Annotated in this window: 20 protein-coding genes and 2 pseudogenes; 7 read left to right on the top strand and 15 right to left on the bottom strand. The window is 62.9% G+C overall.

Annotated features, from left to right (window positions below):
* Positions 1-110 precede the first annotated feature (110 nt).
* Positions 111-2,465, top strand: a complete 2,355-nt coding sequence (locus DGN21_RS05590) for a GH92 family glycosyl hydrolase (RefSeq protein WP_215825145.1) — start codon at positions 111-113, stop codon at positions 2,463-2,465.
* A 1-nt stretch (position 2,466) separates the two neighbouring features.
* Here DGN21_RS05590 and DGN21_RS05585 read toward each other — a convergent pair whose 3' ends face one another.
* A complete protein-coding gene (locus DGN21_RS05585; RefSeq protein ID WP_126965140.1) occupies positions 2,467-3,174 on the bottom strand; it encodes a DUF429 domain-containing protein in 708 nt (235 codons plus the stop codon).
* Positions 3,175-3,358: 184 nt separating this feature from the next.
* Between DGN21_RS05585 and DGN21_RS05580 the strand changes: the two genes are divergently transcribed.
* A complete protein-coding gene (locus DGN21_RS05580; RefSeq protein ID WP_215825144.1) occupies positions 3,359-4,261 on the top strand; it encodes an SDR family oxidoreductase in 903 nt (300 codons plus the stop codon).
* 275 nt (positions 4,262-4,536) lie between these two features.
* Here the strand turns inward: DGN21_RS05580 and DGN21_RS05575 are convergent, their stop codons facing one another.
* From DGN21_RS05575 to DGN21_RS05565, 3 genes are all read right to left on the bottom strand, one after another.
* Complete coding sequence (locus tag DGN21_RS05575; protein WP_252374691.1) at positions 4,537-5,856, bottom strand: glycoside hydrolase family 30 protein; 1,320 nt, start codon at positions 5,854-5,856, stop codon at positions 4,537-4,539.
* Positions 5,857-6,425: 569 nt separating this feature from the next.
* Positions 6,426-7,295, bottom strand: coding sequence for an NAD(P)H-hydrate dehydratase (locus tag DGN21_RS05570; RefSeq protein WP_184231232.1), 870 nt, complete (start codon positions 7,293-7,295; stop codon positions 6,426-6,428).
* Positions 7,295-8,083, bottom strand: a complete 789-nt coding sequence (locus DGN21_RS05565; protein WP_026064525.1) for a histidine phosphatase family protein — start codon at positions 8,081-8,083, stop codon at positions 7,295-7,297. The genes DGN21_RS05570 and DGN21_RS05565 overlap by 1 nt, the downstream gene beginning before the upstream one ends.
* Before the next feature lie 173 nt (positions 8,084-8,256).
* On the opposite strand from DGN21_RS05565, the gene DGN21_RS05560 reads away from it, so the two are divergent.
* Entirely contained in the window at positions 8,257-8,886 is a 630-nt protein-coding gene (locus DGN21_RS05560; RefSeq protein WP_005920554.1) for a TetR/AcrR family transcriptional regulator, read from the top strand.
* A 5-nt stretch (positions 8,887-8,891) separates the two neighbouring features.
* On the opposite strand, the gene DGN21_RS05555 is transcribed toward DGN21_RS05560, so the two are convergent.
* From DGN21_RS05555 to DGN21_RS05520, 8 genes and pseudogenes are all read right to left on the bottom strand, one after another.
* The gene (locus DGN21_RS05555) at positions 8,892-9,158 is read right to left on the bottom strand and encodes a hypothetical protein (protein WP_215825143.1); all 267 of its coding nucleotides are present in this window, start codon (positions 9,156-9,158) and stop codon (positions 8,892-8,894) included.
* Between the two features lie 388 nt (positions 9,159-9,546).
* Positions 9,547-11,868: a restriction endonuclease subunit S gene (locus tag DGN21_RS05550; protein WP_215825142.1), complete on the bottom strand. Its 2,322-nt coding sequence runs from the start codon at positions 11,866-11,868 to the stop codon at positions 9,547-9,549.
* Positions 11,865-13,334 (bottom strand): class I SAM-dependent DNA methyltransferase, encoded by a 1,470-nt coding sequence (locus tag DGN21_RS05545; protein ID WP_215825141.1) that lies wholly within the window; start codon positions 13,332-13,334, stop codon positions 11,865-11,867. Before DGN21_RS05545 ends, DGN21_RS05550 begins: the two co-directional genes overlap by 4 nt.
* A gap of 4 nt (positions 13,335-13,338) precedes the next feature.
* Positions 13,339-14,061: a hypothetical protein gene (locus tag DGN21_RS05540; protein ID WP_215825232.1), complete on the bottom strand. Its 723-nt coding sequence runs from the start codon at positions 14,059-14,061 to the stop codon at positions 13,339-13,341.
* Positions 14,061-14,696, bottom strand: a complete 636-nt coding sequence (locus tag DGN21_RS05535) for a transcriptional regulator (protein ID WP_184576915.1) — start codon at positions 14,694-14,696, stop codon at positions 14,061-14,063. Before DGN21_RS05535 ends, DGN21_RS05540 begins: the two co-directional genes overlap by 1 nt.
* 63 nt (positions 14,697-14,759) lie before the next feature.
* Positions 14,760-17,141 carry a DEAD/DEAH box helicase family protein gene (locus DGN21_RS05530; protein WP_126965150.1) on the bottom strand — a complete coding sequence of 794 codons (2,382 nt, stop codon included), beginning with the start codon at positions 17,139-17,141 and terminating at the stop codon, positions 14,760-14,762.
* Positions 17,142-17,220: 79 nt separating this feature from the next.
* Positions 17,221-17,374, bottom strand: a pseudogene (locus DGN21_RS05525) (type II toxin-antitoxin system RelE/ParE family toxin); the annotation flags it as partial.
* 34 nt (positions 17,375-17,408) lie between these two features.
* Positions 17,409-17,999 (bottom strand): TetR/AcrR family transcriptional regulator, encoded by a 591-nt coding sequence (locus tag DGN21_RS05520; RefSeq protein ID WP_126965151.1) that lies wholly within the window; start codon positions 17,997-17,999, stop codon positions 17,409-17,411.
* A gap of 70 nt (positions 18,000-18,069) precedes the next feature.
* Between DGN21_RS05520 and bdcA the strand changes: the two genes are divergently transcribed.
* From bdcA to DGN21_RS05505, 3 genes are all read left to right on the top strand, one after another.
* Positions 18,070-18,783, top strand: a complete 714-nt coding sequence (bdcA, locus tag DGN21_RS05515; RefSeq protein WP_014506929.1) for an SDR family oxidoreductase — start codon at positions 18,070-18,072, stop codon at positions 18,781-18,783.
* A gap of 258 nt (positions 18,784-19,041) precedes the next feature.
* Positions 19,042-19,905, top strand: coding sequence for a hypothetical protein (locus DGN21_RS05510; protein WP_126965152.1), 864 nt, complete (start codon positions 19,042-19,044; stop codon positions 19,903-19,905).
* A gap of 23 nt (positions 19,906-19,928) precedes the next feature.
* Entirely contained in the window at positions 19,929-21,254 is a 1,326-nt protein-coding gene (locus tag DGN21_RS05505; protein WP_160954642.1) for an XVIPCD domain-containing protein, read from the top strand.
* Between the two features lie 5 nt (positions 21,255-21,259).
* On the opposite strand, the gene DGN21_RS05500 is transcribed toward DGN21_RS05505, so the two are convergent.
* Positions 21,260-21,400 carry a hypothetical protein gene (locus tag DGN21_RS05500; protein WP_160954643.1) on the bottom strand — a complete coding sequence of 47 codons (141 nt, stop codon included), beginning with the start codon at positions 21,398-21,400 and terminating at the stop codon, positions 21,260-21,262.
* A gap of 29 nt (positions 21,401-21,429) precedes the next feature.
* A pseudogene (locus tag DGN21_RS05495) lies at positions 21,430-21,721 on the bottom strand (type II toxin-antitoxin system RelE/ParE family toxin).
* 64 nt (positions 21,722-21,785) lie between these two features.
* On the opposite strand from DGN21_RS05495, the gene DGN21_RS05490 reads away from it, so the two are divergent.
* Entirely contained in the window at positions 21,786-21,938 is a 153-nt protein-coding gene (locus DGN21_RS05490) for a hypothetical protein (RefSeq protein WP_164738844.1), read from the top strand.
* Between the two features lie 9 nt (positions 21,939-21,947).
* On the opposite strand, the gene DGN21_RS05485 is transcribed toward DGN21_RS05490, so the two are convergent.
* On the bottom strand, positions 21,948-24,611 hold the full coding sequence (locus tag DGN21_RS05485) for a M1 family metallopeptidase (protein ID WP_126965154.1): 2,664 nt from the start codon (positions 24,609-24,611) through the stop codon (positions 21,948-21,950).
* Between the last annotated feature and the right edge of the window lie 34 nt (positions 24,612-24,645).

Here is a 24,645-nt window from a genome sequence, read left to right as displayed (position 1 = left end):
CGCCCGCCGCGCACCGGTTAGCGAGCTCAACGATGCAGGCATGGATGTCATGCGATCAGGCCCGACAGCTGTGCTACGGTCCGGCGCTGCATCCGCCTGGAACCGTTCGCATGCAGCATCGCTCAATCGCCTTCTCTCCCCTGCGTTGGCTGGCGCTGCTTGCCGCCTGCGTCAGCTTTGCCGGCAGCGCGGCGCCACGTGGGGACGACGCGGGCTTCAGCGCGGTCGACCCGTTGATCGGCACCGGTGGCGAAGGCCACACCTATCCCGGTGCCACGCTGCCGTTCGGCATGGTGCAGCTGAGCCCGGACACGCAGATCAAGCCGCGCAAGGAGGCCTATGGCTGGGCCGCCGGTTACCGGCATGGCGACACCACGATTGTCGGCTTCTCGCACACGCACTTTTCCGGCTCCGGGCATTCGGACCTGGGCGATGTGCTGCTGATGCCGCAGACCGGCCAGGTCAAACTCGAACGCGGCGATGTCGCTACACCGGGCAGCGGCTATACCGCGCAGTTCGACCATGCCAGCGAGCAGGCGCAGCCCGGCTATTACGCGGTGACCTTGAAAGACCGCAACATCCGCGCCGAACTCACCGCCAGTGCGCGCGTGGGTGTGCATCGCTACACCTTCCCCAAGGGCACGCCGGCGCATGTACTGGTGGACCTGCGCACCAGCCTTTACGACTACCCCGGCAAGGTGCAGTGGTCGCGGCTGCGCGTACGCGGCGATGGCACCGTGACCGGCTTTCGCGAAACCCGCGGCTGGGCACCCGGCCGCCAGCTGTACTTCGCCATGCGCTTCTCCCGCCCGCTCACCGCCACCCAATTGCACGACACCGAGCAGGACGTCCCGTACAAGGGCTTTCCGCCGCCGGGCGAGAAGAACCCCGCGCAGCGTGCACAGATCGAAGGCCGGCAGCTGGTCGGCGTGTTCGACGTCGCCAACGATGGCACGCCGCTGGTGGTCAAGGTTGCACTGTCGCCGGTCAGCGAGGCCGGCGCCATCGCCAATCTCGACGCGGAAGTGCCCGATTTCGATTTCGACCGCGTGCGCGCCGAGGCCCGCGCGCAGTGGACACAGGCGCTGTCGGCGATCGATGCGCAAGGCACGCCGCAACAGCGCACCCAGCTCTACACCGCGCTGTATCACACCCTGCTCGGCCCCACCCTGTTCATGGACAGCGATAGCCAGTACCGCGGGCCGGACAACGCCGTGCATCAGGCGCGTGGCTGGACCAACTATTCCACCTTCTCGCTCTGGGACACCTACCGCGCCCTGCATCCGCTGCTGACCCTGGTGCAGCCGCCGCAACGCAGCAGCGACATGGTCAATTCCTTGCTCGCCTCGCGCCGCGAGAGCGCCTACGGCATCCTGCCCGTCTGGGCGTTCCACGGCCTGGAAACCTGGTGCATGATTGGCTACCACGCCGTGCCGGTGATTGCCGACGCCTACATGAAAGGCATCGGCGGCTTCGATGCCGACGAAGCGCTCGATGCCATGGTCGCCAGCGCCAACTACGGCCCCTACGACGGCATCGCGCAGTACCGCGAGCTGGGCTACGTGCCCATCGACGAAGAAAGCGAAGCCGCCTCCAAGACGCTGGAATACGCCTTCGACGACTGGACCATCGCGCGCATGGCCGACAAGCTCGGCAAGCCCGCCATCGCCGCAGAATTCAGCAAGCGCGCCGGCAACTGGAAGCACGCCTTCGACCCGGCCACTGGCTACATGCGCGCGCGTACCCGTGCCGGCAACTTCCGCGAACCATTCGATCCATCCACTAGCGGCTACGGCAGCGATTACACCGAAGGCAATGCCTGGCAATACTCCTGGTATGTGCCACAGGACGTCGCCGGGCTTGCCGCCGCGCATGGCGGCGACGACAAGCTGCTGGCGCGCCTGGATGCGGTGTTCGATGCCAAGGTCGACCCAAAGGTGTTCGCGCACATGGAAGACATCACCGGCCTGATCGGCTGGTATGCGCACGGCAACGAGCCCAGCCACCATGTCGCCTACCTGTACGCCTACGCCGGCCAGCCCTGGCGCACCCAGGCACGGCTGACCCAGATCATGGACACCCAGTACCACGCCGGCCCAGAGGGCCTGGCCGGCAACGACGACCTCGGCCAGATGTCGGCCTGGTACGTGTTCACCACGCTGGGTTTCTATCCGGTGGCACCGGGCAGCAACCAGTACATCATCGGCCGCCCGTTCCTGCCGCGCGCCACGCTCAAGCTGCCCAATGGCAAGCGCTTCAGCGTGATTGCCGATGGCCTGAGCAAGGCGCGCAGCTACGTCGGCAGCGTCACCCTCAACGGCCAGCCGCTGACCCGCGCCTACCTCACGCATGAAGAAATCCAGGCCGGCGGCGAGTTGCGCTTCCGCATGCAGGCCACGCCGAACACGCAATGGGCCACCGATCCGGCGCAGCGGCCGTATTCGATGTCGACGCAGACGCGCTGAGTCAGTAGTGAATGCCCATGCGTAGCCCGCAGGCGTCGCGCTCCACCACCGCCGGCAGGCTGCCGGCGGTGCCCGCGGCAATGCGCTGCGCGCTCCAGCAGGCCGCCAGGGCATCCAGCACATCGTCCGGCTTGGCCAGCGCACTCGGCACGCGCTCCAGCAACGCGGCCACCTGCCTGGCGCCATAGCACTGGCCCAGCAAGGCGGCGCGCTGTTGGTGGCCTGCACTGCTCTTCTTGCCCGCCGCCAGGCCGTGCCCGCCGGCTAGCACGGCGAACGACACTTCCGGGTGTACTTCGAACACGCGCTCCGCCCACGCCGGATCGGCGCGCAAGGCATCGTCCCAGGCGCGAATCTTCGACAGCAGCGCAAACGACTGCACGCCAAAGCCACGCTGCCCGTCGTGGTCCAGCACCCGATGCAACGCAGACGCGTCCACCTGCGTGGGTGCATGCAGCATGCCGCGCAATGGCGCGGCAAAGATGCTGCATGCGCGGCGCCCACCCACAAAACGCCGCGCCTGCACATCCGCAGCGCGGGGCGCGTGCTCGCTCAGACCGATGGGGATATCCACGCCCAGCACAGCAACGTCCCCCAATGCGCTAGCCACCGCGGCCACCGTGGGGTAGCCGGCAAACTGCAATCCATCGCCGGCCTGCCACACCGCCAGCCAGCCGCTGCCGGCGCCATCGATTCCTACACACTGCATTGCGGTCCTCCCGGTCGTGGCCTGCGTGCACGGCGCAGCAGCACCGCACGCGCGCCATCTGCGTGGCGCGTTCACATCATGCACAACATTCGTTCACCCGCACGCATCGCCGTGGTTTCCAGACTGCTCCGCATCGGCCGCAGCACGCTGCGGCACTGCCATCCCCCACTGCAGGAGCCAGCGCATGTCCAGCACCAAGAACCAGTACGAAATGCAGAACCCGCTCACCCAGTTTCCGCAGCCCAAGTTCCCCGAGCAGACCCAGGAAGCGCCGGGCACCATCCATGCATTGCAGCCCAAGGCCGACCACGGCGAGCAGAGCTACCAGGGCTTCGGCCGCCTGAAGGGACGCAAGGCGCTGATCACCGGCGCCGACTCGGGCATTGGCCGCGCTACTGCGATCGCCTATGCGCGCGAAGGCGCGGACATCGTGCTGAACTACCTGCCGGAAGAAGAACAGGACGCTGCGGAGGTGGTGAAGTTGATCGAGGCCGAAGGCCGCAAAGCCATCAGCATTCCCGGCGACCTGAAGGAAGAGACCTTCTGCAATGAACTGGTGGCACGTGCGGTCAAGGAGCTTGACGGGCTGGATCTGCTGGTCAATATCGCCGGCAAGCAGACCGCGATAAAAGACATCGCCGACATCACCACCGAGCAGTTCGACGCCACCTACAAGACCAACGTGTACGCGATGTTCTGGCTGTGCAAGGCGGCCATCCCGCACCTGCCGCCGGGCGCATCCATCATCAACACCGGCTCGATCCAGTCCTATCAGCCCTCGCCGACGCTGCTGGACTACGCGTCCACCAAAGCGGCCATCGTCAACTTCACCAAGGGCCTGGCCCAGCAAGTCGCCGAGAAGGGCATCCGCGTCAACGCCGTCGCCCCCGGCCCGGTGTGGACCCCGCTGCAACCCAGCGGTGGCCAGCCACCGGAAAAGATTCCCGAGTTCGGCTCGGAAACCCCGCTCAAGCGTGCCGGCCAGCCGGTGGAGATGGCGCCGCTGTACGTGATCCTGGCCTCGCAGGAATCCAGCTATGTGACCGGCGAAGTGTTTGGTGCCACCGGTGGGTTGCTGCTGTCCTGAGTTAGCTTAAAGCGCACTTCCAACGTCACGCCACCAGAACCCCGCCGATCGCTGCATGCGCAGCGGTCGGCGGGGTTTTCTTCAATGGCGTTTTTGGTATTGGCGGCAGTCTCGAATGCTGATGCATCAGCACCACCGAACCGCAAGGTAGTTCGACTAGCTACGCAAAGACGTCTTCGATCATTGCAAAAGCTCCCCTTCTCCCGCCGGGAGAAGGTGCCCCAAGGGCGGATGAGGGTACGCAACCCCACCAACGCTCCGCCCACGGCCTGCGCTTATTGCGTCATCACCACCGTCTGGATCGCATGCGCCGGAATCTCCAATTCACTCGATGCCTCGCCCACGTACAGGTTGTAACGGATCGCCACATCGCTGGCATTCATCACCACAGTGGCCAGGCTGCCATCGGTGTTGAGAAAGGACGTCGTTGCCAGATTGCTGCGGCTGCTGGCCGCGCTCACCCGCCGCGCACCGGGGCGGATGAACTTGGAAAAGTGACCGATATACCAATAGCTCGGCGTGTAGATCACCTCGCCGGTGCGCGTGTCGGCATGCACCGGCGCAAAGCAGTAATTGCCCACGTGGTTCGGCCCGCCGTGCTGGTCGAGCAGAATGTTCCAGTCGGTCCAACCCACCGCGCCGTGATTGAGGTCGTTGATGATGGCGGTGCCATAGCGCTCGCCATTGGGCCAGTACTGCAACTTTGCCGGGTCGAACTTTTCCACCGCTGCTTCGGTCAGCAGTAGCGGCTTGTCCGGGTACGCCTGTGCCACGGCTGCGACGTTCTCCACCATCGGGGCGAACCCGGCCCAGGTCTCGTACCAGTGGAAGCCCATGCCCCACGCGTATTTCGCCGCTTCCGGATCGTCGAAGATCACATGCGCGCGGTGCAGCATCATGTCGCGGTTGTGGTCCCACACGATGATCTTGCGGTCGCCATAGCCGGCCTGCTCCATCGTCGGACCGAGGTGGTTCTTCAAAAAGTCGCGCTCTTCCTCGGCGGAAAACACCATCGACTCCCAGGTCTGCACCGCCATCGGCTCGTTCTGCAGGCTGATGCCCCAGATCGGGATGCCGGCCTTTTCGTAGGCCGCAATAAAACGCGTGTAGTAGGTGGCCCAGGCCTGCGCATACGCGGGTAGCAACTTGCCGCCCTTGAGCATGTTGTTGCTGTCTTTCATGAAGGCCGGCGCGCTCCACGGGCTGGCAAATGTCGTCAACTTGCCGCCGGCCGCCGCAATGGCCTGGCGCAGCATCGGGATGCGATAACGCTGATCATGCCTGACCGAAAAGCTCTTCAGCGCCGCATCGCCTTCCTTGATGTAGCTGTAGCTGCCGCTGCTGAAATCCGAGCTGTGGATGGTGGTGCGCGCCAGCGTATAGCCGATGCCCTTTTGCGGGTCGTAGTAGGCAGTGAGCAATGCGCGCTGCGCGGGCTTGGGCAGTCTGGCGAAGGTCTCGGCACTGGCATCGGTGATCGCCCCGCCGATGCCCAGCACCTCCTGGAAGCGCCGCTGCGGATTGACGAAGATGGAGTTCTCCTTCTCGGTCAACGCATGTCCGGCCCTGGGCGCATCGACAGTGCTGACACGCATCTGCTGCGTTGCGCCTTGGGCGGAGGTGTAAACGCGTAGTGCGCCGGCGAGTGCTGCTGGCGGAGCAGTAGCATCCGTAACTGCAGCTTCTACCGTCTTCGATGCGGGCGTGGATGCAGACGATGCCGTCGATGCCTGCATCGGAATCGGCGTTGCTGTTGCTGTTGCTGCTGCAGATACAGATGCCAACACCGTTTCAGTCGCAGCACCCCAAACTCCCAGAACCCCGACCATTGACCACGCAATCGCTCGCTTCACCGTGCACCCTCCCAGGTTGGTGACCAAGCCTAACCGACCAACGCGGCGCAACATCGCGCAACAAACGAGCGCAACCATGCACCTTTCCACCATCGGACACTCCCTTCTCCCCTCGGGAGAAGGTGGCCCGAAGGGTCGGATGAGGGTACGTCTGCCAAGAGTGCAACCCGCCCCCTGCAATCAAGGCAACAACCTAAACCCCAACTGGAAAGACAGCCCCACGCCTTCAGCAAACGCACCTTCACCCCAGCCCCTCTCCCGCTGGAGAGGGGCTTCTGGTCTGCGCGCGGCATCAACGCGACGAGCATTGATCAGCGGCGTGCCAACCGATCCAAAATCCCAGGCACTTCCAACCCAAGTTCGCGCGCCAAAAACCCCACCGGCCCAATCCGCCTGGCCAACTGCCTGCCCGCCGCCGCATGCACAAACACGCCCCATAACGCAGCGGTCAACGCATCGCAGCCGCGCGCGGCAAACCCGGCAATCAATCCCGCCAGCACATCGCCAGACCCGGACGTACCCAACCCGGACGCGCCCCCGCGATGCATCCACACCACTCCATCCGGGCCGGCAATAAAACTGTCCGCGCCCTTGACGATCACCACGCTGCGCAGCTTCTGCGCAAACTTCAGCGCGTACGCGCCCGGCGCCGCTTCCACCGCCGCCTTGTCGTCGCCGGCCAGGGTCGCCATCTCGCCCGCATGCGGCGTCAATACGAATGGCCGCCCGATCGGCGCCCGCAGGCCACGCGACAGCGCGCCGGCATCCAGCACCAAGGTGCACACCGCCTGCTCGGCGGCGCGCCTGACCATCGCCGTGGTGGTGGCCGACGACGCCATCCCCGGCCCGATCACTGCCGCATCGCAGGCCGCCATTGCCCCGTCCAGCGCGCGATGCCCGCGCACGATCTCGCCCTGCCCGTTCTGCGCCAACCCCAGTACCAGCGCCTCCGGTACCGCCAAGGCCATGCCCGGCGCCACACTGGCCGCCGTGGCGATCTGCAGCTTGCCCGCACCAGTGCGCAGCGCCGCCTCGCCGGCCAGCAGCACCGCACCCGGCACACGCATCGAGCCACCCACGATCAACACGCGTCCGCGCTGCTCCTTGTCTCCACCCGGGGCCGGCAACGGCATCGCCCGCAAGGCGGCGGCAGTGAGCATGCGCACGCGCGGGGTGGCCATCAGCGCGCCCCGGCCGGGCGGTCGGACTCGGTGGTCACCGGCTCGTCGGCCAGCTCTGGCGGCACGAACTTGGTACGCAGCAACTCCAGCGATTGCCCATCGGCCGCAGCCGCGTATTCGGTGACACCGCAATTGGGCACATCGCCTTCGCGGTCGATACCCAGGATGGTGGCCTCGTCCATCCGCTCGATCAGGTAGCGGAAGCAATTGACGATCACCTGATGCCCCACGATCAGCACCCGCGCGCCCACATGGTTGCGCTGCAGGTCGCCCACCACCCCGCGCAGGCGAAAGATCACATCGCACCAGCTCTCGCCACCGGGCGGGCGAAAGTAGAACTTGCCCACCAGCTTGCGCTGCTCGGCCAGCTCCGGAAAGGTCGCAAGAATGCCGGCCGTGGTGTAGCGGTCGAGCACGCCGAACTCCTTCTCGCGCAAACGCTCGTCCACGCTGACCGACTCGGCCGGCTGCCCCAGCGCACGCGCCACCGCAGCGGCGGTCTGGCGCGCCCGCACGTAGGTGGAACTCAGGATCAGCGTCGGCCGCTCGTGCTCGGGCAAACCGGCCATCCACGCTCCCAGCGCCTCGGCCTGGCGCTCGCCCAGCGCCGACAACGGCACATCCGCATCGCGGTGCTCCAGGTCGATCAAGGCCGAGCCGTTGGACTCGGCCACATCGCGCGCCACGTTGCCCGCGCTTTGCCCATGCCGCACCACCCACAACCGCGCCGGCCACTGCGCCGAGACACCGGCTACCGCACTGTTCTCACTCACATGCTTCTCCTGCACAACGTCGACCTCACGTGTCGCACAGCCGCCGTGAAAACATGGTCGACCAGCGCATCTGTGACCGGTGTTTCAATACGCACACGCATGCATGACTGATGGCACGGCAACAAGCGAACGCAACGGATGGGTAACGCCGCGCCGCTATACTGCAGCCCCCCGACACCCTGCTGCCCATGTCCAACGTCCTGTTGCTGCGCACGGCAAAAGAGCGCGAAGAACTGCTGCTGGAAGAGGTGCTGGATGCCACCGAGCAGTGCATCGACGTCATCGGCCTGAGTGCCACCAGCTTCGAACTGATCGCCGAGCGCGCCAAGGTCAGCTGCGGCAGCCTGCTGCAACGTTTCGAAGACAAGGACGCGCTGGTGCGCGCATTGCTCGAGCGCAACTACATGCGCGCCATCCGCCAAATGTGGCTGGTGGAGCGCCCAGCCAATGTGCACGTAGTGGATTTCATCGCCGGCCTGCTCGAAGAATGGCTGCTGCAGGAAATCAACATCAAGCGCACCCGCATCGACCTGGAACTGCACCTGGCCACCCTGCGCGACCCGGTGCTGGCCGCCTTCATGCGCCGGCAGAGCGCATCGCTGATCGAACACCTCAGTGCCCTGCTCAAGCGCCTGCTGCGCGGCCACGCCGACCCGGCCAGCAGCGAACAGGAATTCCAGGCCCGCGTCTTCGCCGTCGCCGCCATGTGCGGCGGCCTGCACAGCGTGATGACCAGCGGCATGGAACTCAACCGCATGCATTTGCAGCTGATCCTGCGCGAGAGTCTGTCGGGGATTTTGAAGTCTGCGCCGGTGTAAGAGCGCTACTTTCCGCCTGATTCTTCCAGACTCGCCGGCCACTGCACCTGCTTCAGCGCATGGGTCATCTGATCGGCAAGCAGCTCCAGACAAAACGCCAACTCATCCATGCAGATGGCCGGCTGCCTCGCCTGCTCTTCGGCCTGCGTGCGCGGCTGCGCCAAACGCGCCAGAAAGCGCATGTGGTCGCGCAATTGCTGCAAGCGGTATTGCGCGTCTTCTGCCAGGTAGTAGCCCGGGTGTGACTGCGCATCTCGTACAACGTCCGACATGGCCTGCTCCTCATTCCATGGAATCAGCCCGCCCGCCGCAAGGCGACGGACGGGAAGTCGGGAGGCTCGAAACCGCTTACAGCCGGCGGGCGTATTCCCCTTGCGGGTGTTGTATTAGCCGCCCTCCCGACGCAGAGCATCACGTCGGTTGCGCCCACAAAGTTGCAGGCACAAAAAAACCCACCGGTTTGTCGGAGGTGGGTACCGCTGTAAGCGGAGTTTCGAGGCTCCGTGCAGAAAGATTGCTACCGAAAAATTTCTACGTCAAGCATGGATAACGAACGCCGCTGTGAGCTGGAAAACGTATCATTGACCAGCGGCAACGAGGTTTCCCCGTCGGAGCTCAACCGACTCGTTGCCATCAGCCCGTATCCCGCACACTGCAGATTCAATTGAACAAGAAAGCTGCCTGTGACTTCGTCACCGCACTGTTACCCGTCGGGACAAGTCCATTATCGCGCATCCAACCAAGCCACTTACCTAAGATGTCCGGCGTGAAGCGCTCCTTCGCCTCATGCCAGTTGCCGCGAAACTCGCTGATCAACCACTCGTCATTGGGATGAAGCCCCCCGGCAAGCGCGTCGTTCCAGACCGCGTATAGCGTTGCGACAGCCTCCAGATCGTCCGTCTTACGCCCCTCAAATAGCGCGATAAGACGATCCAACTCCTTCTGAGCAGAACCGATTGCGGAAGCTGCTGTTTCGACAGAGCGACTGATGTTCGCCCCGATGTGATAGGAGACCTTTTCCTGCCCCGATTTGAGCACCTCGATCGAGGTCGAATACAGCCCTTCTTGAGCGGCACGCTCCTCCACTCTATAAATCGTCGTATCGAGCGGACCCGCAGCATGGCGACGATATCCATCCATCAAACCCAAGCCCAGATGGGAATCCGCCAAGAACAGCAACTTCATGTGTGCCACACGCCCAAAGGTGCGTCGTGGCGCGAGCTTTGAAATCAGGTAAGCACTGAAGTCAACAGTCTCGGCGCGTGATTTCTTCTCGTTATTCAAGGCTTGGCCAATCAATGCATTAGCCAAATGCTCATTTACTTGACGAGCTTCGCTGAGGCGGGATTTGAGCTGATCACAAAGCGCCATCAGTTGATCGACTTTAGCGACGATGCGGTGTTGCTCGGCTAGTGGAGGAAGGGGAATCACGGAATCTTTGATTTTTCCGAGATTGAGATTTGGCTGTGCTCCACCAGCAGCGAGCATGCGAAGATCGTCATAACTCTTTACAAAGAAGTGCTTCACATAACGACGATGAGACGGATTGGGGTCAAAAAGCTGAATAGCTGCGCATGCCTGATTTGTACAGGCATCAATCAGCAGCTCTGATATCTGCCCACGAGTTTTACCCTGGCCATACATAGCAATAATCAAGGTATGAGGGGGATATACCGTTAAATTTGTTTCTGTAAGAGCTAGAGAAGAAACCTTTTGCTCTGTCACGCGAATGAAATCTTGCGATGTTTCGCCGCTAGTTAGCCAGTTAACGGTTGCAGGATCGAAGTACTTTGGGTTTGTCCGCATAGGCGTTGCCCCTGTTCCGACTTGCGCAATTCCTTCTAAGCGAACCCAGACCCAACTACTCGGCAAAGCAAACAGCTTTTCCTCTTCAGCAACATCAGCCAACGGGCTCTGCCTCTTAATCCTTCCCTCTAATACCAACCGCGCCTTTTCCTCGGCAATCCGCTTCAAAAACTCACTAGCCGATTCATCGTTAGGATATTGCGGCACCAGCTTGCCCATCACCGCCAGTTGCAGCAGGGTTTGCTTGAGAGCGTCGATGCTGGGTTCGGTGGTGAACAGCGTGTGGAAGTGCTCGGCCAGCCGCTGCCAGCTTTGCGCAAAGTCCTCGGCATCGCAGGCCTGCGTCAGGCTGTCCAGCAGCGCCTGCACCAGTTGGGCATGGGCGCTGTCGGCATCGGCCTGCCGGGCGTCCAGCCGGTCGCACAGGGCCATCAGCTCATCGACTTTGGCGACGATGCGGTGCTGTTCGAGGAGCGGTGGAAGTGGAAACGGATTTGTCTCAACAAAGTCTTTTGGCAACCGTTTCTGGCCTGCAGTCCCTGTCATCTTGGTTTCGCCAACAAGCAAGAATTGCGGCGACTTCAGATAGGCCAGCACAAATCGTGGATCAAGTGTTCCGCCGATAGGTCGAACAATGTGCAACTCGGTAGTCCCAGCTCCCAGTCCATTCACGAGATTCGAAAATACGCATGCCTTGCTATTTTCAAAGCAAGGTGTGATTTTCGCCACACCAATATCGCCCTCTGCAAAATGGGTAAATCCGTTTTTCACTTCCCCCCATAGACGAGACTCTTGCGCATGCTGATCATCGAAGCGTGTACCAATAAACGTCATAGGCACAAACGAGACTTTAAGTGAATCCGGCGCAGCATTGCGGGGGTTGATAAATGCTACTTGCGCTAATGTCCCCCACTTCCAACCTGCTGGTAGTTCAAACGGTTCGCCATCCCCACCAATCTCAGCCAGAGCCTTCTGCTCCTTATTCTTTCCCGCTGCCACCAACCGCGCCTTCTCCTCGGCAATCTGCTTAAGCAACTCACTGGCCGGCTCATCACTCGGATATTGCGGCACCAGCTTGCCGCGCACCGCCAGTTCCAGAATCAGCTCGCGCAGCTTCTTGATGCCATTGGGCGCGCCCGCCAGCAGCGGCAGATTGTCGGTAAGCAGCGCCGTCATACCCGGTGCTCCAGCGCTTCGGCCAGCACCGCCTTGAGCTGGTCACGCAGCTCACCAATCTCGCCTTGCAGGGCGGCGTAGTTGCGCAGCAACTCGTCCGGGTCGTGACTTATCTGCTCGCCAACGTGGGGGTTCTTGCTGTCGAGGTTCAAGTTGCGGCGTTGCAGCTCGTCGAAGCTGACCTTCCAGGCGAATTCGTTTTCCTGCCGTGCCGTAAAGCCATCGGCCTCGCTGCCCCACCAGGCTTCCTCAACGGCGAACTCCTCGACGCGCATGGGCTTGGTCTTGGAGTAGCTCTTGTAACCGGCCGGGTACTGGTGCTCGTAGAACCACACGTCCTTGGTGGGCGTGCCCTTGGTGAAGAACAGCAGGTTGGTCTTAATGCCGGTGTAGGGGCTGAACACGCCATTGGGCAGGCGAACGATGGTGTGCAGGTTGCACTCGGTGAGCAGCTTTTCCTTGATGCGGCTCTTGATGCCTTCACCGAACAGGAAGCCATCGGGCAGCACCACGGCGGCGCGGCCACCGTCCTTGAGCAGATGCATGATCAGCACCAGGAACAGGTCCGCGGTTTCGCGGGTGCGGAAGGCGGCGGGGAAGTTGCTTTCGATGCCGTCTTCTTCCATGCCGCCAAACGGTGGATTGGCGACGATGCAGTCGACCCGCTCGCCCGGTCCCCAGCTGATCAGCGGGCGCGCCAGGGTGTTGTCGTGCTTGATCTGGCTGGGCACTTCGATGCCGTGCAGCACCATGTTGGTGGTGGCCAGCAGGTGCGGCAGCGGCTTCTTCTCCACCCCGAAGATGCTGGCCTGCAGGATGGCCTCGTCCTCGGCGGTGCGCACATAGCGCTGGCGCTTGTGCTCGATGGCGCAGGTGAGGAAGCCGCCGGTGCCACAGGCCGGGTCCATGAGCTTTTCATGCAGCTTGGGGTCGACCATGCGTACCATGAACTCGGTCACCGGGCGCGGCGTGTAGAACTCGCCTGCGTTGCCGGCGCTCTGCAGGTCGCGCAGCAGCTGCTCGTACATGTCGCCGAACGCATGGCGCTCCTGCGCCTTGTTGAAGTCCACACCGCTCTGGATCTTGTTGAGCACCTGGCGGATCAGCTGCCCGGACTTCATGTAGTTGTAGGCGTCCTGGAACACATCGCGCACGACGAAGCCCAGCGGCTTGCTGTGGCGCGGCGTCAGATCGCGCAGCTCGGGAAACAGGTCGATATCGATGAAGTTCTTCAGCTCATCACCGGTGATCCCTTCCGGATCGGACGCCCAATTGCGCCAACGCAGCCGCTGCGGCAACGGCGAACGGTAGTCCTCGTGGATGAGCTCCCATTCCTGCTCACGGTCATCGAGAATCTTGAGGAACAACATCCATACCAGCTGGCCGATGCGCTGGGCGTCTCCGTCGACGCCGGAGTCCTTGCGCATGATGTCCTGGATGGATTTGATGGTACTGCTGATCGACATCGTGTTACCTGTTGAATGATGCAAGTGCGTCCAGCCGCGTGAAGATCAACTCCTCTCGCTGGCGGTTGTTGTTGGAAGTGGCCTGAACGGCATAGTTGAAGTCGCGGTGGCGCAGGAGTTCGGCGATCCCCTGCGCGATATCCAATTGCAATGCCGTGGACGCCTGCGCGACCTCATCGCACAGGCTGGCGCGGCCATCCACGACATTGAGGATGTCCTCGATATCCCGGCTGGCCAATGGATCACGGTTGCCGCGCCCCCGGTAGGCCTCCAGCTTGGTGCCCAGAAAGTAGGCTGGAGCGACCACGCGGATCGTCACACCTGTCGGCAGTGCGTGATCGTACGCCTCACGCAGCGCATCGGCGTACCATCGATTGCTGAATCCGAGGACGGCAGCGTCATCGGGCATGAAATCGACGATCAGCTCGCTGGCATGTTGATCGCGCAAGCGGGTACGGCAGACGACGTCGTCGTTGGGCGAGGTGCGAAAGCCCTTACCGGCCAGTAACTGCTGCAGGCGGTACCAACTGCCCAAGCCCATGACGTGCACGATCAAGTCGACGTCTTCGGTAAAGCGAACAGCTTCCCGGCTTACCGAGTCTGTCATCAGCAGACCGGTGGTGCAGCCGCCAACGAAGGCGACTTCCGGCAGCAGATCCGGCCCAAGCGCTTCGGCCACGCGTGCCAGCATGTGCTGCTGGATATTCCAGTTTCCAGGCGTGCCCATCACGGCACTTCCCGCAGGTATTGGGTCAGCACACTGCCGGCAAGCGCCGACTCACGCTCACGCCCCAGCCGGATCGCGTCCACCAGCGCCAGCATGGCGTACAGCTCCGCATCGCGACGTACGGCACGCGGCACGCTCTTGTAGAGCGGCTCCACGCGCTGGCCCTGCTCGCTGCCGTAGCCGTCCTCCCAGACGTAGATGTGTTCGCCTGCGGACAACAGGCGATCGACCAGCACCGGCGCGGCGTGTGCCGTGGGAATGCCTCGGACGATCGGGCCCGGGCGCGCCGGGAACACATACTTCAGCCCGTTCATCACAAAGCCCAGCAGGGCGCGCGTGTTGGCGCGCGGGATGCCACTGCCGCGCTCGGCCAGGACCAATCCCACGTCCGCGCAACGCCGGAGCGCCTGACTGACTTCCGATTTGCTGATGCCGGTGGACTCCTCAAGGCCGCGTACGGAGAACGCATCTTCGGCCAAGCCGCTCGCCCCCCTATCCTCCTGAGCCGCCGACATGGCCCAGCCGCGCCAGTCATCGGGAATGCCGAGCGCTGCTTTCTCGCCGCCTACAGGGACCGATTGCTGGCGCTCGAGGCTGACCAGCTTCAGCAAGAGCAGGATGTCTTGACTTTTCATGAGTAACGGAAAGGCGCCGTCCCCCGTCCTGAAACAAAGGACAAGAATACCATGGAAAACAGGTCAGGCAACGTCCGCACTGCTGTATAGCTGGCTTTCCAGGTCCAGGATGGCCCGCTGGTAGTTCGTCTTGCCGCCAAAGGCCGCCACAAGTTCGATCGGTGCTCCAAGGGTACGAAACGGTTCAAGCTGCAGGATCCTGATGTCCTCGATGTGCTCCACCCCGGTGTCGGCGTACTTGTCCAACAAGCCTTCGAGTACCTGCCGCGCCTTGCCCTGATACCTGGCGAAGTAATTGCGCTTGCGCACACCCTCCGCCCGCTCCCTGCGCGACAGCGGCGGTTGATCAAAGGCCACGTGACAGATTAGGTCGAACGGATCGAGCGACTGGCCCAGTTTCTTCTCGACCTCGCCGGCAAGCTCTTCCCATAACACGCCCTGTGTGGCCAGCTCATCGATGATGGCCTTCTTCTGCTGCGCATCGCTCCAGCGCCGCAAGAAGTCATCAAGCGATGCGAACTGGCGCAGGACGCGCTCACGGGTGTAATCGCGCAGCGACTCGGTGATGAGCTTGCCATCGGATCCGTAATACAGGACGCGCTCGGCCACGACCGATACCGGCAATTTGTCGATGACGTATTTGATGCGCTTCGGCCCACCTTCACCCCCGGTGGTGACGTCATCACCGCCATCTGGAGGATCACCGACCACACCGCCGTCGCCACCCTCGCCGCCCCCGATCTCAGGCGGTACCGGACTGTCATTGGGCGATGGGTTGTAGATCACCTCCGGGTCTCCATCGAATGATGGATCAGCGAACAGTTCGGTTGCCTTCTTGAAATCCATGATGGTGAACCAGTACTTGCCGTAGTACTCATTGATGCGCGTCCCGCGACCGATGATCTGCTTGAACTCGGTCATTGACCTGATGTGCTGGTCCAGCACGATGAGCTTGCAGGTTTGCGCGTCAACGCCGGTCGTCATCAGCTTGCTGGTGGTGGCGATGACGGGGTAGCGCATTTCCGGATTGATGAAATTGTCGAGCTCGGCCTTTCCCTCGTTGTCATCGCCGGTGATGCGCATGACGTACTTGCGATTTTCCGCAACACGCTGCGGATTGAGATTCACCAGGGCCTGGCGCATACGCTCGGCGTGATCGATGTCGTCACAGAAAACAATGGTCTTCTGGAATGGACCGGTGGCAGTGAGGAATTCGGTGACTTTTTGCGCGACCAGATATGTCCGCGCTTCGACGACAAGCTGGCGATCCATATCCCGCAGGTTGTAGATACGATCTTCGATCAACTCGCCGTTTTTGTCGCGCATCCCTTTAGGTGGCCGCCAGCCCTGCAGATCGACATCGAAGTCGATGCGCACCACTTTGTACGGTGCCAGGAAGCCATCATCAATGCCCTGCTTCAGCGTGTAGCTGTAGACGGGCTCTCCAAAGTAAGTACTGCTGGAGACTTCCTTGGTCTCCTTTGGCGTTGCGGTCAGGCCGATATGCGTGGCACCAGAGAAATACTCCAGGATCTCCCGCCACGCAGAATCCTCAGCCGCGCTGCCACGATGGCATTCATCGATGACGACAAGGTCAAAGAATTCCCGAGAGAACTGCTTGTAGATGTTCTTGACGTCCTCTACGCCGGTCACCGCCTGGTACAGGGACAGGTAGATTTCGTAAGACGTATCGATCTGGCGCTTGGTGATCTTGGTCATCGCCGTACCGAACGGCTTGAAATCGTTGTTTTTTGTCTGATCGACCAAGATGTTGCGATCAGCCAGGAACAGGATGCGCTTCTTCTGGCGCGACTTCCAAAGCCGCCAGATGATCTGGAAAGCGGTATAGGTTTTGCCGGTTCCGGTGGCCATCACCAGCAGGATGCGGTTTTGACCATTGGCCACAGCTTCGATCGTTCGATTGATCGCATTGATCTGGTAGTAGCGCGGCGAGCGACTGCTGCCATCATCGTAGTACGGGGACTCGACCACCTGTCGCGCGTCCTCACCAAGCCCCTTCCAGAGGCAATAGCGACGCCACAGTTCCTCTGGCGAGGGAAACTGATCCAACGTCAGTTCGGATTCGACCTTGTCGCCGGTTGCGGTTCTATCGTGGAAAAGGAATCCGTCGCCATTGCTTGAGAACACAAACGGAACATCCAGCGCATCTGCATATCCCAGCGCCTGTTGCATGCCGGAACCAACGGTATGCTTGTTGTCCTTTGCCTCAATCACGGCCAAAGGAAGATTGGCGCGGTGGTACAGCACGAAGTCGGCACGACGCGCCAACCCTCGGCTGTGCAGCTTGCCGCGAACGACGACACGCCCCTTGGTAAAAGCGACCTCTTCGCGCACCTGGAGATCCAGATCCCAGCCCGCAGCGACGATCGACGGAATGATGAATTTCGTGCAGATATCGCGCTCGGTTAACGACGACTTGTCCATTCAATCCCCTGTGTCTCCACCTTCCCGTCATTGGCGATGCGCCCCAGGCACAGACGCCACTGATCGATTGACTCGCCGCCTAATGATAGTCGTCTTCACGCCAATGCCTGATCGCCAACGGTGACGACCTGATCGCTTGCAACCTCAAACAGCAGCACGTAGCCACTGGCACTGAAACCAATCATCAACTCGCACAAGAACGGGATCCGCCAGCCCCGCTTGCGGTAGCTCATACCATCGAAAGCCTTCTGCCCACTCTCACGCTGCCTAGCCGCGCAGCGCCACCCGAAGCGCCTCCCCCGCCAAGCGCGCACTCGTCAGCAGACGCTCTAGGCTCTGCCCATGCCGGGCGCTGGCGGACAGCCCGGCCATGGTGGTGCTGACGAAATCCGCCAGCCGGTCTGCGTCGTGCGGGCACTGCTTGGCGATGTGGGAGCGGATCAACTCCTGGGCGGCGACATGAAAACCGCAGGCGGCCTCGCGCGCCTGCGCGTCGTTGCTGCGCGTGCCTTCCAGCACCAGGCAGCCGGTGGCGGCGGGGTCTGCGGCGTAGCAGCGGGCGGCCTGCTCCAGTACGTCGGCCAGTGCGTCGGCCAGCGGGCGGGCGGTGTCCAGGATCTGTGGCAACGGGATGGCCCCGGTCTGCGCGTAGCGGTCGAGGATGCGCGCGTACAGGCCGGCCTTGCTGCCGAAGGCGGCGTAGAAACTGGGCGGATTGATGCCCAGTGCCTGGGTGAGGTCGGCCACGCTCAGTGCGTCGTAGCCGCGCGCATGGAACAGCTGCTGCGCGGTGGCGACCGCTTGGTCCGGGTCGAACGCCCGCGGCCGGCCGCGGGCCCGGGGGTTTTCTGTAGTCATAGTTACAAAACTCTTGACGGCAAGCGAAATCTATTATGTATTACTCGCTACATTAATTGCGAGGTGATGCATGTCAGCATTCAAAGACAAGTCGGTATTGGTGCTCGGTGGCAGCCGGGGCATTGGGGCCGCCATCGTGCGGCGCTTTGTGGCCGAGGGCGCGCGGGTGACGTTCACCTATGCCGGCTCTGCCGAGGCGGCGCAGCGCCTGGCCGGTGACACCGGCAGTACCGCGGTGCTGGCCGACAGTGCCGACCGCGATGCGGTCATCGACACGGTGCGCCGCAGCGGGCCGCTGGATGTGCTGGTGGTCAACTCCGGCATCGCCTTGTTCGGCGATGCCCTGGACCAGGATCCGGACGCGGTGGACCGGCTGTTCCGCATCAACGTGCACGCGCCCTACCACGCCGCCGTGGAGGCCGCGCGGCAGATGCCGCCCGGCGGGCGGATCATCGTGATTGGCTCGGTCAACGGCGACCGCATGCCGCTGCCCGGCATGGCGTCCTACGCGCTGAGCAAATCCGCGCTGCAAGGGCTGGCGCGCGGGCTGGCGCGCGACTTCGGGCCGCGTGGCATCACCATCAACGTGGTGCAACCGGGCCCGATCGATACCGACGCCAACCCGGAAAACGGGCCGATGAAAGACCTGATGCACAGCTTCATGGCGATCAAACGCCACGGCCGTGCCGACGAAGTGGCCGGCATGGTGGCCTGGCTGGCCGGCCCGGAAGCGAGCTTTGTCACCGGGGCGATGCATACGATCGATGGTGCGTTTGGGGCATGAGGTGGCGGCGGCGGCGTTGACCACGCTGCAGCTCGACACTTAGTGTGGTCAAGGGCAGCAAACGCCCTTCTTCAGCACACGTGGCGAGCTGCCGTTGCACCGCCCGTGTTTTGATCCACGCGCCTTTCCTTCCGGCAGAGCGTGATCGCATTCCCATGTCATGCGGCGCATGGCACGGACAATCGCAGGCTTGGCCCTTGCTGTCGCGCTGATCCCAAGTTGCCTATAGTTGCGGCGAACCCTGCAATGGATTGACCAATGCACATGATGTCATCCGGCCGGTGCCTGGCCCTTGCACTCGCCATCGCCGTCACCGGCAGTGCCTGTGCACGGACGCCATCACCCGAACAAAAAAGGACTTCCCCCATGTCAGGCACCGTTACCACAGGCCGCACCATCAACGGGCACACCTATTCGGACGCGCCGGTTGACGTAAAGCTGGGGCCGAACACCTTCCGCATCCCCGCCAACTATCTGGACAGCCAGATCGCACCATGGCCGGGCGAAGGCGTCACGCTGGTCATCGAGTGGCCAGACATGACCCCCACCCCGCCCGGGGCACGGGCCAACCCGCGTACGAATGATTTCCGAAAGGAGATCTCAGTTCGAATCAATTACATCGACCGGGCTCCTATCGAGACATCATTAGAGCGACACTCTTCCAATGATGCGATTACCGAGGCCAATTCAGTGGAACGTCGAGATCCGAGGCAGCGCCTCGATCTCCGCCTTGCCCAGCAGGACACGTTGGACCTAACGCCCTACGCAATCGACGAAGCGAAAATGCTGGCGTATTCGAAAGAGTACGAAGACCACTACGGGAAACCGCCGATTCGCAACCCTGCCTACGAAGATGACTGGTACGTCGCCCGTGACTCAAGCGGCGGCCTCACCACCTTCATCAAGTGCGACAGCACCAAATTTCGTGGAGACGGTGTGCGGCTGGAGGGAGCTGAAGTAGTACACGAAAAAGGCGCTGTTGCTGCAAGTTGTGTCCACTACTTCTCTGATATCGAGAACAAGCTTTCTATCACCCTGAACTATAAGCGCGCATTCTTGAAGGACTGGAAACGCATGGAGGACGCGGTAAGGACCGTACTGGCCGGCACCAAAGTCAGGTGATCGGCGACGATAAGGAGCAGGACATGAGCGGATTGAATGAGCAGGACCTCAAGATTCTTTCCAGCTATGCGGACGCGGGCAACCGCGAGCTGTACTGGAATTATCTTTCGCAGCTAGATGGTGCAGATGGCTACGGGACGCTGGCGCTGGGCGTGGTGCGTAACGATAGCTTGCCCGGCCAGGTTGCAAATAATTACGCACAGAATTATGCCAGGACACAGCACGATAACGGCTCTCACTTTGCCAACGCGAACCTGAGCGAGAGGCAGTGGGAAGCGTTTGGGCAAACCCTGCTCAAAAAGGATCTTGAAGCCAGGCAATACTGGATGAGCGAACACCGTCCGGATCTAGCGCAGAATTTGCCTGGTGCTGATGTCATGCGGGCACACGATCAAGCCTTCCTGGACCATGAGCTCGACCCCAACTGCTGGACGCCTCGCGTCCTCCTGCAAGCGGCGCTGGAAAAAAGTGGCCCCCAGAAGCTGGAACAGATCTGGACCAACATGCTCGACAACGAGTACGCCGGCGCCACCCGTATCAACAACACGGGCTACGAGACCTTTGCGCAGATGGGACTGGCGGCCGGCAGCCAGTACCTGGCCAAGCTCGGCACCACCGAAGCGATCCAGATGCTGGAAGGCCGCTCCGCCGTCGACCCCAACGTCATCGGCAGCAACAGCTTCTACGCGATGTACTTTGAAAAAGAGCAGAAATGGGTGAACGTCAGCGCAGGCGGTGGGCATCTTTCCATGCGCGAAGAAACAAATCCCGGCCGTATCGCCGAACTCGACGATGCCCGCGCCGTCCGCCTGGAACGGCAGCAGAAAGCCACGCAGTTCCACGAAGACGATCCGCATCGCTCCATTACCCGCAGCCCGCTCACGGCATCGGTCGACGGGCTGCCCGATCGGATGCAGCCGCCCACCAAACTCGCCGATATCGGCCCTGAGCACCGGGACTACGCATTGCTGCAGCAGGTGCGCGCAGGCGTGAACGCGATCGATGCGCAAGCCGGACGCACACCGGACGAGAACAGCGAGCGCCTCATCGCCAGCGTGATGACTCTCGCCCGCCAGAACAACCTGGACCGGGCCGACCACGTGGTGCTGAGCCAACAGACGACCGACAGCCCGGCTGGCCGCAATGTGTTTGTGGTGCAGGGCGAGTTGAACAACCCGGCGCACCTGCGCGCCCATATGTCGACCGACATGGCCGTGCAGACGCCGGTGGAGCAGTCGCTGCAGCGACTGGAAGTCGCCAGCACCGATCGCCAGCAGGCGTTGGCGCAGAGCCAGCAGCAGGAGATGGATACCCGGCAGCGTGAGAGTGCGTCGATGCGCATGGGATAACGGCGCTAGGCGGGTGGCGAGCATTGCGGCGGCTTCTGGGCAATGGCGTGCAGGCGATACCGGTTGGCAACGTCGGCGTGGCGCGCGACGATCTCCAGCACCGGCTTGTGCGGCTCGGGTGGCAGTGCATCGAATAACAGGGACACCGGCTACAGCGATCAGGGAACTGCCGATATCACGGCCCCGCAAAGCCCGCCTCACGTTGCGAGCGAACGGCCAGCACAAACACCGTGCCGATCTGCGCGACATGCAGTACAGCGCCAGATCGCCGTGCGCGCCGTGACCGATCACCAGTTCGCACCTGCCGCCGCCGGCCGGCCGATCAGCGGATTGGTTTCCAGCACATCGATTGCCGCAATGACCTCGTGCAGGCGTGCTGCGACATGTGCGGCCTCATGGCGCTGGAGCTGGTCGAAGATCCGCTCAAGATCCTGTGCAACCTCCGGTGCCAGCGCGATACGCACCATGCTACCGGGCTAGTTTGCGAGCCGTGGGACGCTTTGCCGGCTCGCCGGCCATGCGCTTTTCCAGATGGCCACACATGTCGTCCCAGGCGATGGTCTTCCCGGACGCCACAATGCCGGCATCACGCTGCTCGGCGGCCTCGCTCCCCACCTCCAGGTGACTGCCGGCGCGGCAAAGAAAAAGCCCGGCAAGGCCGGGCTGTTTCCTGTGCTGCGATGACCGCAACGCTCAGCGCTTGCGCGCCTTCAACCATGCCTTGATCTGCGGCAGCGATGCCGCCCGCAGCTTCACCCGCGTCTGGATCGTGTTGACGGCATTGTCTGCGGCCTGCCGCGAGGTGGGTGCGATGTACTGCTCGGCATAGGCCTTGATCCGGTCGGCGGTGGCAAGCTCGGCCGAGTCCATGCCCAGGCCGGGGTAGTAGCGGGCGCGCGAGGTGGAATCCACCAGGGTGTCCACCTGCGTGCGATGCGCCACCGCGAAGTCGAAGGCAAGCTCCGGGTGCCGGGAAGCGACCCGGTCGATCATGCTCGCACCGGTGGTGGCGCCCGGCTCGGCTGTCAACGCCAGTTCCAGCGCGCGCCTGGCCAGCACCTCGTCGTTGGGCATGGAGAGGAAGTCGTAATAGGTGTCGCGCACCATCGACGAGGTTTCCTGCCTGGCCAAGGCATGCAAGGCGTCCCAGGTGGCTGCATCGGCATTGTGCGCAACCGCGCCCAACACGCTGTCGCGCAGCTCCGGCGACAGCGAGGCGGGGTTGGCCTGGAAGGCGGCAAAGCGCCGGCGTGCCTCGGCGATCACGGCGGCATCGCCCATGTCGCTGAGGGTGGCGATCAGGCGGGTACGCAACTGCTGGATCTGCGCCGAATCGCCATCGCGCTTGTCCCAACCCAGCGTTGCGAATTCGGCCGACAGCCGCGGTACGGCATAGGCACGCCACGTGGCGCGCGCAGCCGGGTCGCGCTCGAAGCTGCCATCCACATCGTCGTAGATGCTGGCCACCATGTCCCAGACATCAGGCGATGCGCCTGCCGCCACCTGGGCGGTGAGATTCAGCACGTCGGCCTGCGCCTGCACGCCGGCACCGGCCAGTGCGTTGGTGTCGTTCAACACGCCCACCTGGTCCACCACCGGTAGCGCGGCAAACCTGGTGGTCAGCGCCTTGAACTGCGCGGGCGCATACCAGGTGCGGAAGTAGCCCTTTTGCCCGGCATTGACCACCACCGGTGCGTCGCAGCCGGGCACCTGCACCTGCGCGGTGCCATCTACCAGCACGCGCACCGGCGCGCCATTGCCGCTGCGCAGGACCACCGGCACATGCCAGCGCAACGGCTGCTTGTCGGGGCGGTCCAGCGTGAACTCGCCCTGCTCCAGCGTCACCGCGGTCTGGCCGCCGACGCAGCGGCTACTGGCCTTGATCAACGGCACGCCCGGCTGCAGCGTGAAGTCGTGCGCCACCTGGGTGAATTGCTTGCCCGGGGCCACCGCGTCGATCTGCTGCCACAACTGGTCGGTCACCGCGTTGCCGTACTGATGTTGCTTGATGTAGCTGCGCACACCGGTGCGCCAGCGATCGGAGCCGACGTAGTCTTCCAGCATGGCAATCACCGCCTCGCCCTTCTGGTAGGTGATGGCGTCGAAGGCCTGGCTGGCCTGCTCCACGGTGGCCACGTGCTGCACCACCGGGTGGGTGGTCGCATACGCATCGCGCCGCATCGCCGCGCGGCTCTTCAGCGCCGGGCCGGTCTTGTCGATATCCCATTCCGGATGCAGTTTTGCCGTGGTGCGCGCCTCCATCCAGTTGGCGAAGCCTTCGTTGAGCCACAGGTCGTCCCACCACGCCATGGTCACCAGGTTGCCGAACCACTGGTGCGCAATCTCATGCGCGGCGACGGTGAACACGCCTTGCTTGGTGTCGATGTTGGCCACCGCCGGATCCAGCAACAACGAGTATTCGAAGGTGAAGATCGCGCCCCAGTTTTCCATGGCGCTGAAGAACTGGCTGCGCCCGGGCGCGGCGATGTTGTCCAGCTTGGGCAGCGGGTACGGGATGCCGAAGTAGGCGTTGTATTCGTGCAGCACGTCGCGGCCGGATTCCAGCGCGAACTGCGCCTGGTCCACCTTGCCCTTCTGCGCGATCACGCCGATCTCGGTGCCGTTGTCGGCGGTGACGGTGGCACGCTCGAAATCGCCCACGCTGACGAACAGCAGGTATGTGGACATCTTGGGCGAGGTCTGGAACGCGATGCGGGTGCGCCCGTTTGCGCCCGGCTTGGACGAGGCCACCGGCATGTTGCTCACCGCCATCTGCCCGGCCGGCGCATTGATCGCCAGGTCGAAGGTGGCCTTGAAGTTGGGCTCGTCCCAGGAGGGAATGAAGCGGCGCGCATCGGAGTTTTCGAACTGGGTGAACAACGCGCGGCGCGCACCTTGCGCGGTGGTGTAATCCAGCGCGAACAAGCCGTTGGCCTGCGTGTTGATCACGCCGCTGTAGTCGATGGACAGCACGTACTCGCCCACTGCCAGCGGCTTGTCGAACGCGAACGTGGCGGTCTGCGCCTCGGCATCGGTGCTGACCTTGGCAGCTTGCGGCTTGCCGCCTTTTTGCGTGAGCGTGCCGCGCGCCAAGCTCAGGTTGGCCGCCTGCAACACGATGCGGTCGGTGGCCTGCAGCACGCTGATATCGATGGCCACCTTGCCGTCGAATGTCATCTTGTCCGCGTGCGGCGTGATCTCCACCGCGTAATGCGTGGGCTTGGCCGTGCGCGGCAACTGGGTGGTGATGGACGAGGCGGCGGCGCTCGGCGGTGCGGGCGCGGCGGCGAGCACGCAGGCAGCCGGACTTGTACCGACCAGGGCCAGTGCGATGGCGGTCACCAGGGGAAGACGCATGGGAAATTCTCGATATGGGCGAAGTGGGCAGGCA

The organism is Xanthomonas sp. MLO165, assembly GCF_018831305.1.
GTDB lineage: Bacteria > Pseudomonadota > Gammaproteobacteria > Xanthomonadales > Xanthomonadaceae > Xanthomonas > Xanthomonas arboricola.
Note: the sequence above shows the minus strand (reverse complement) of the source record. Positions and strands in the feature narration are given on the sequence as shown.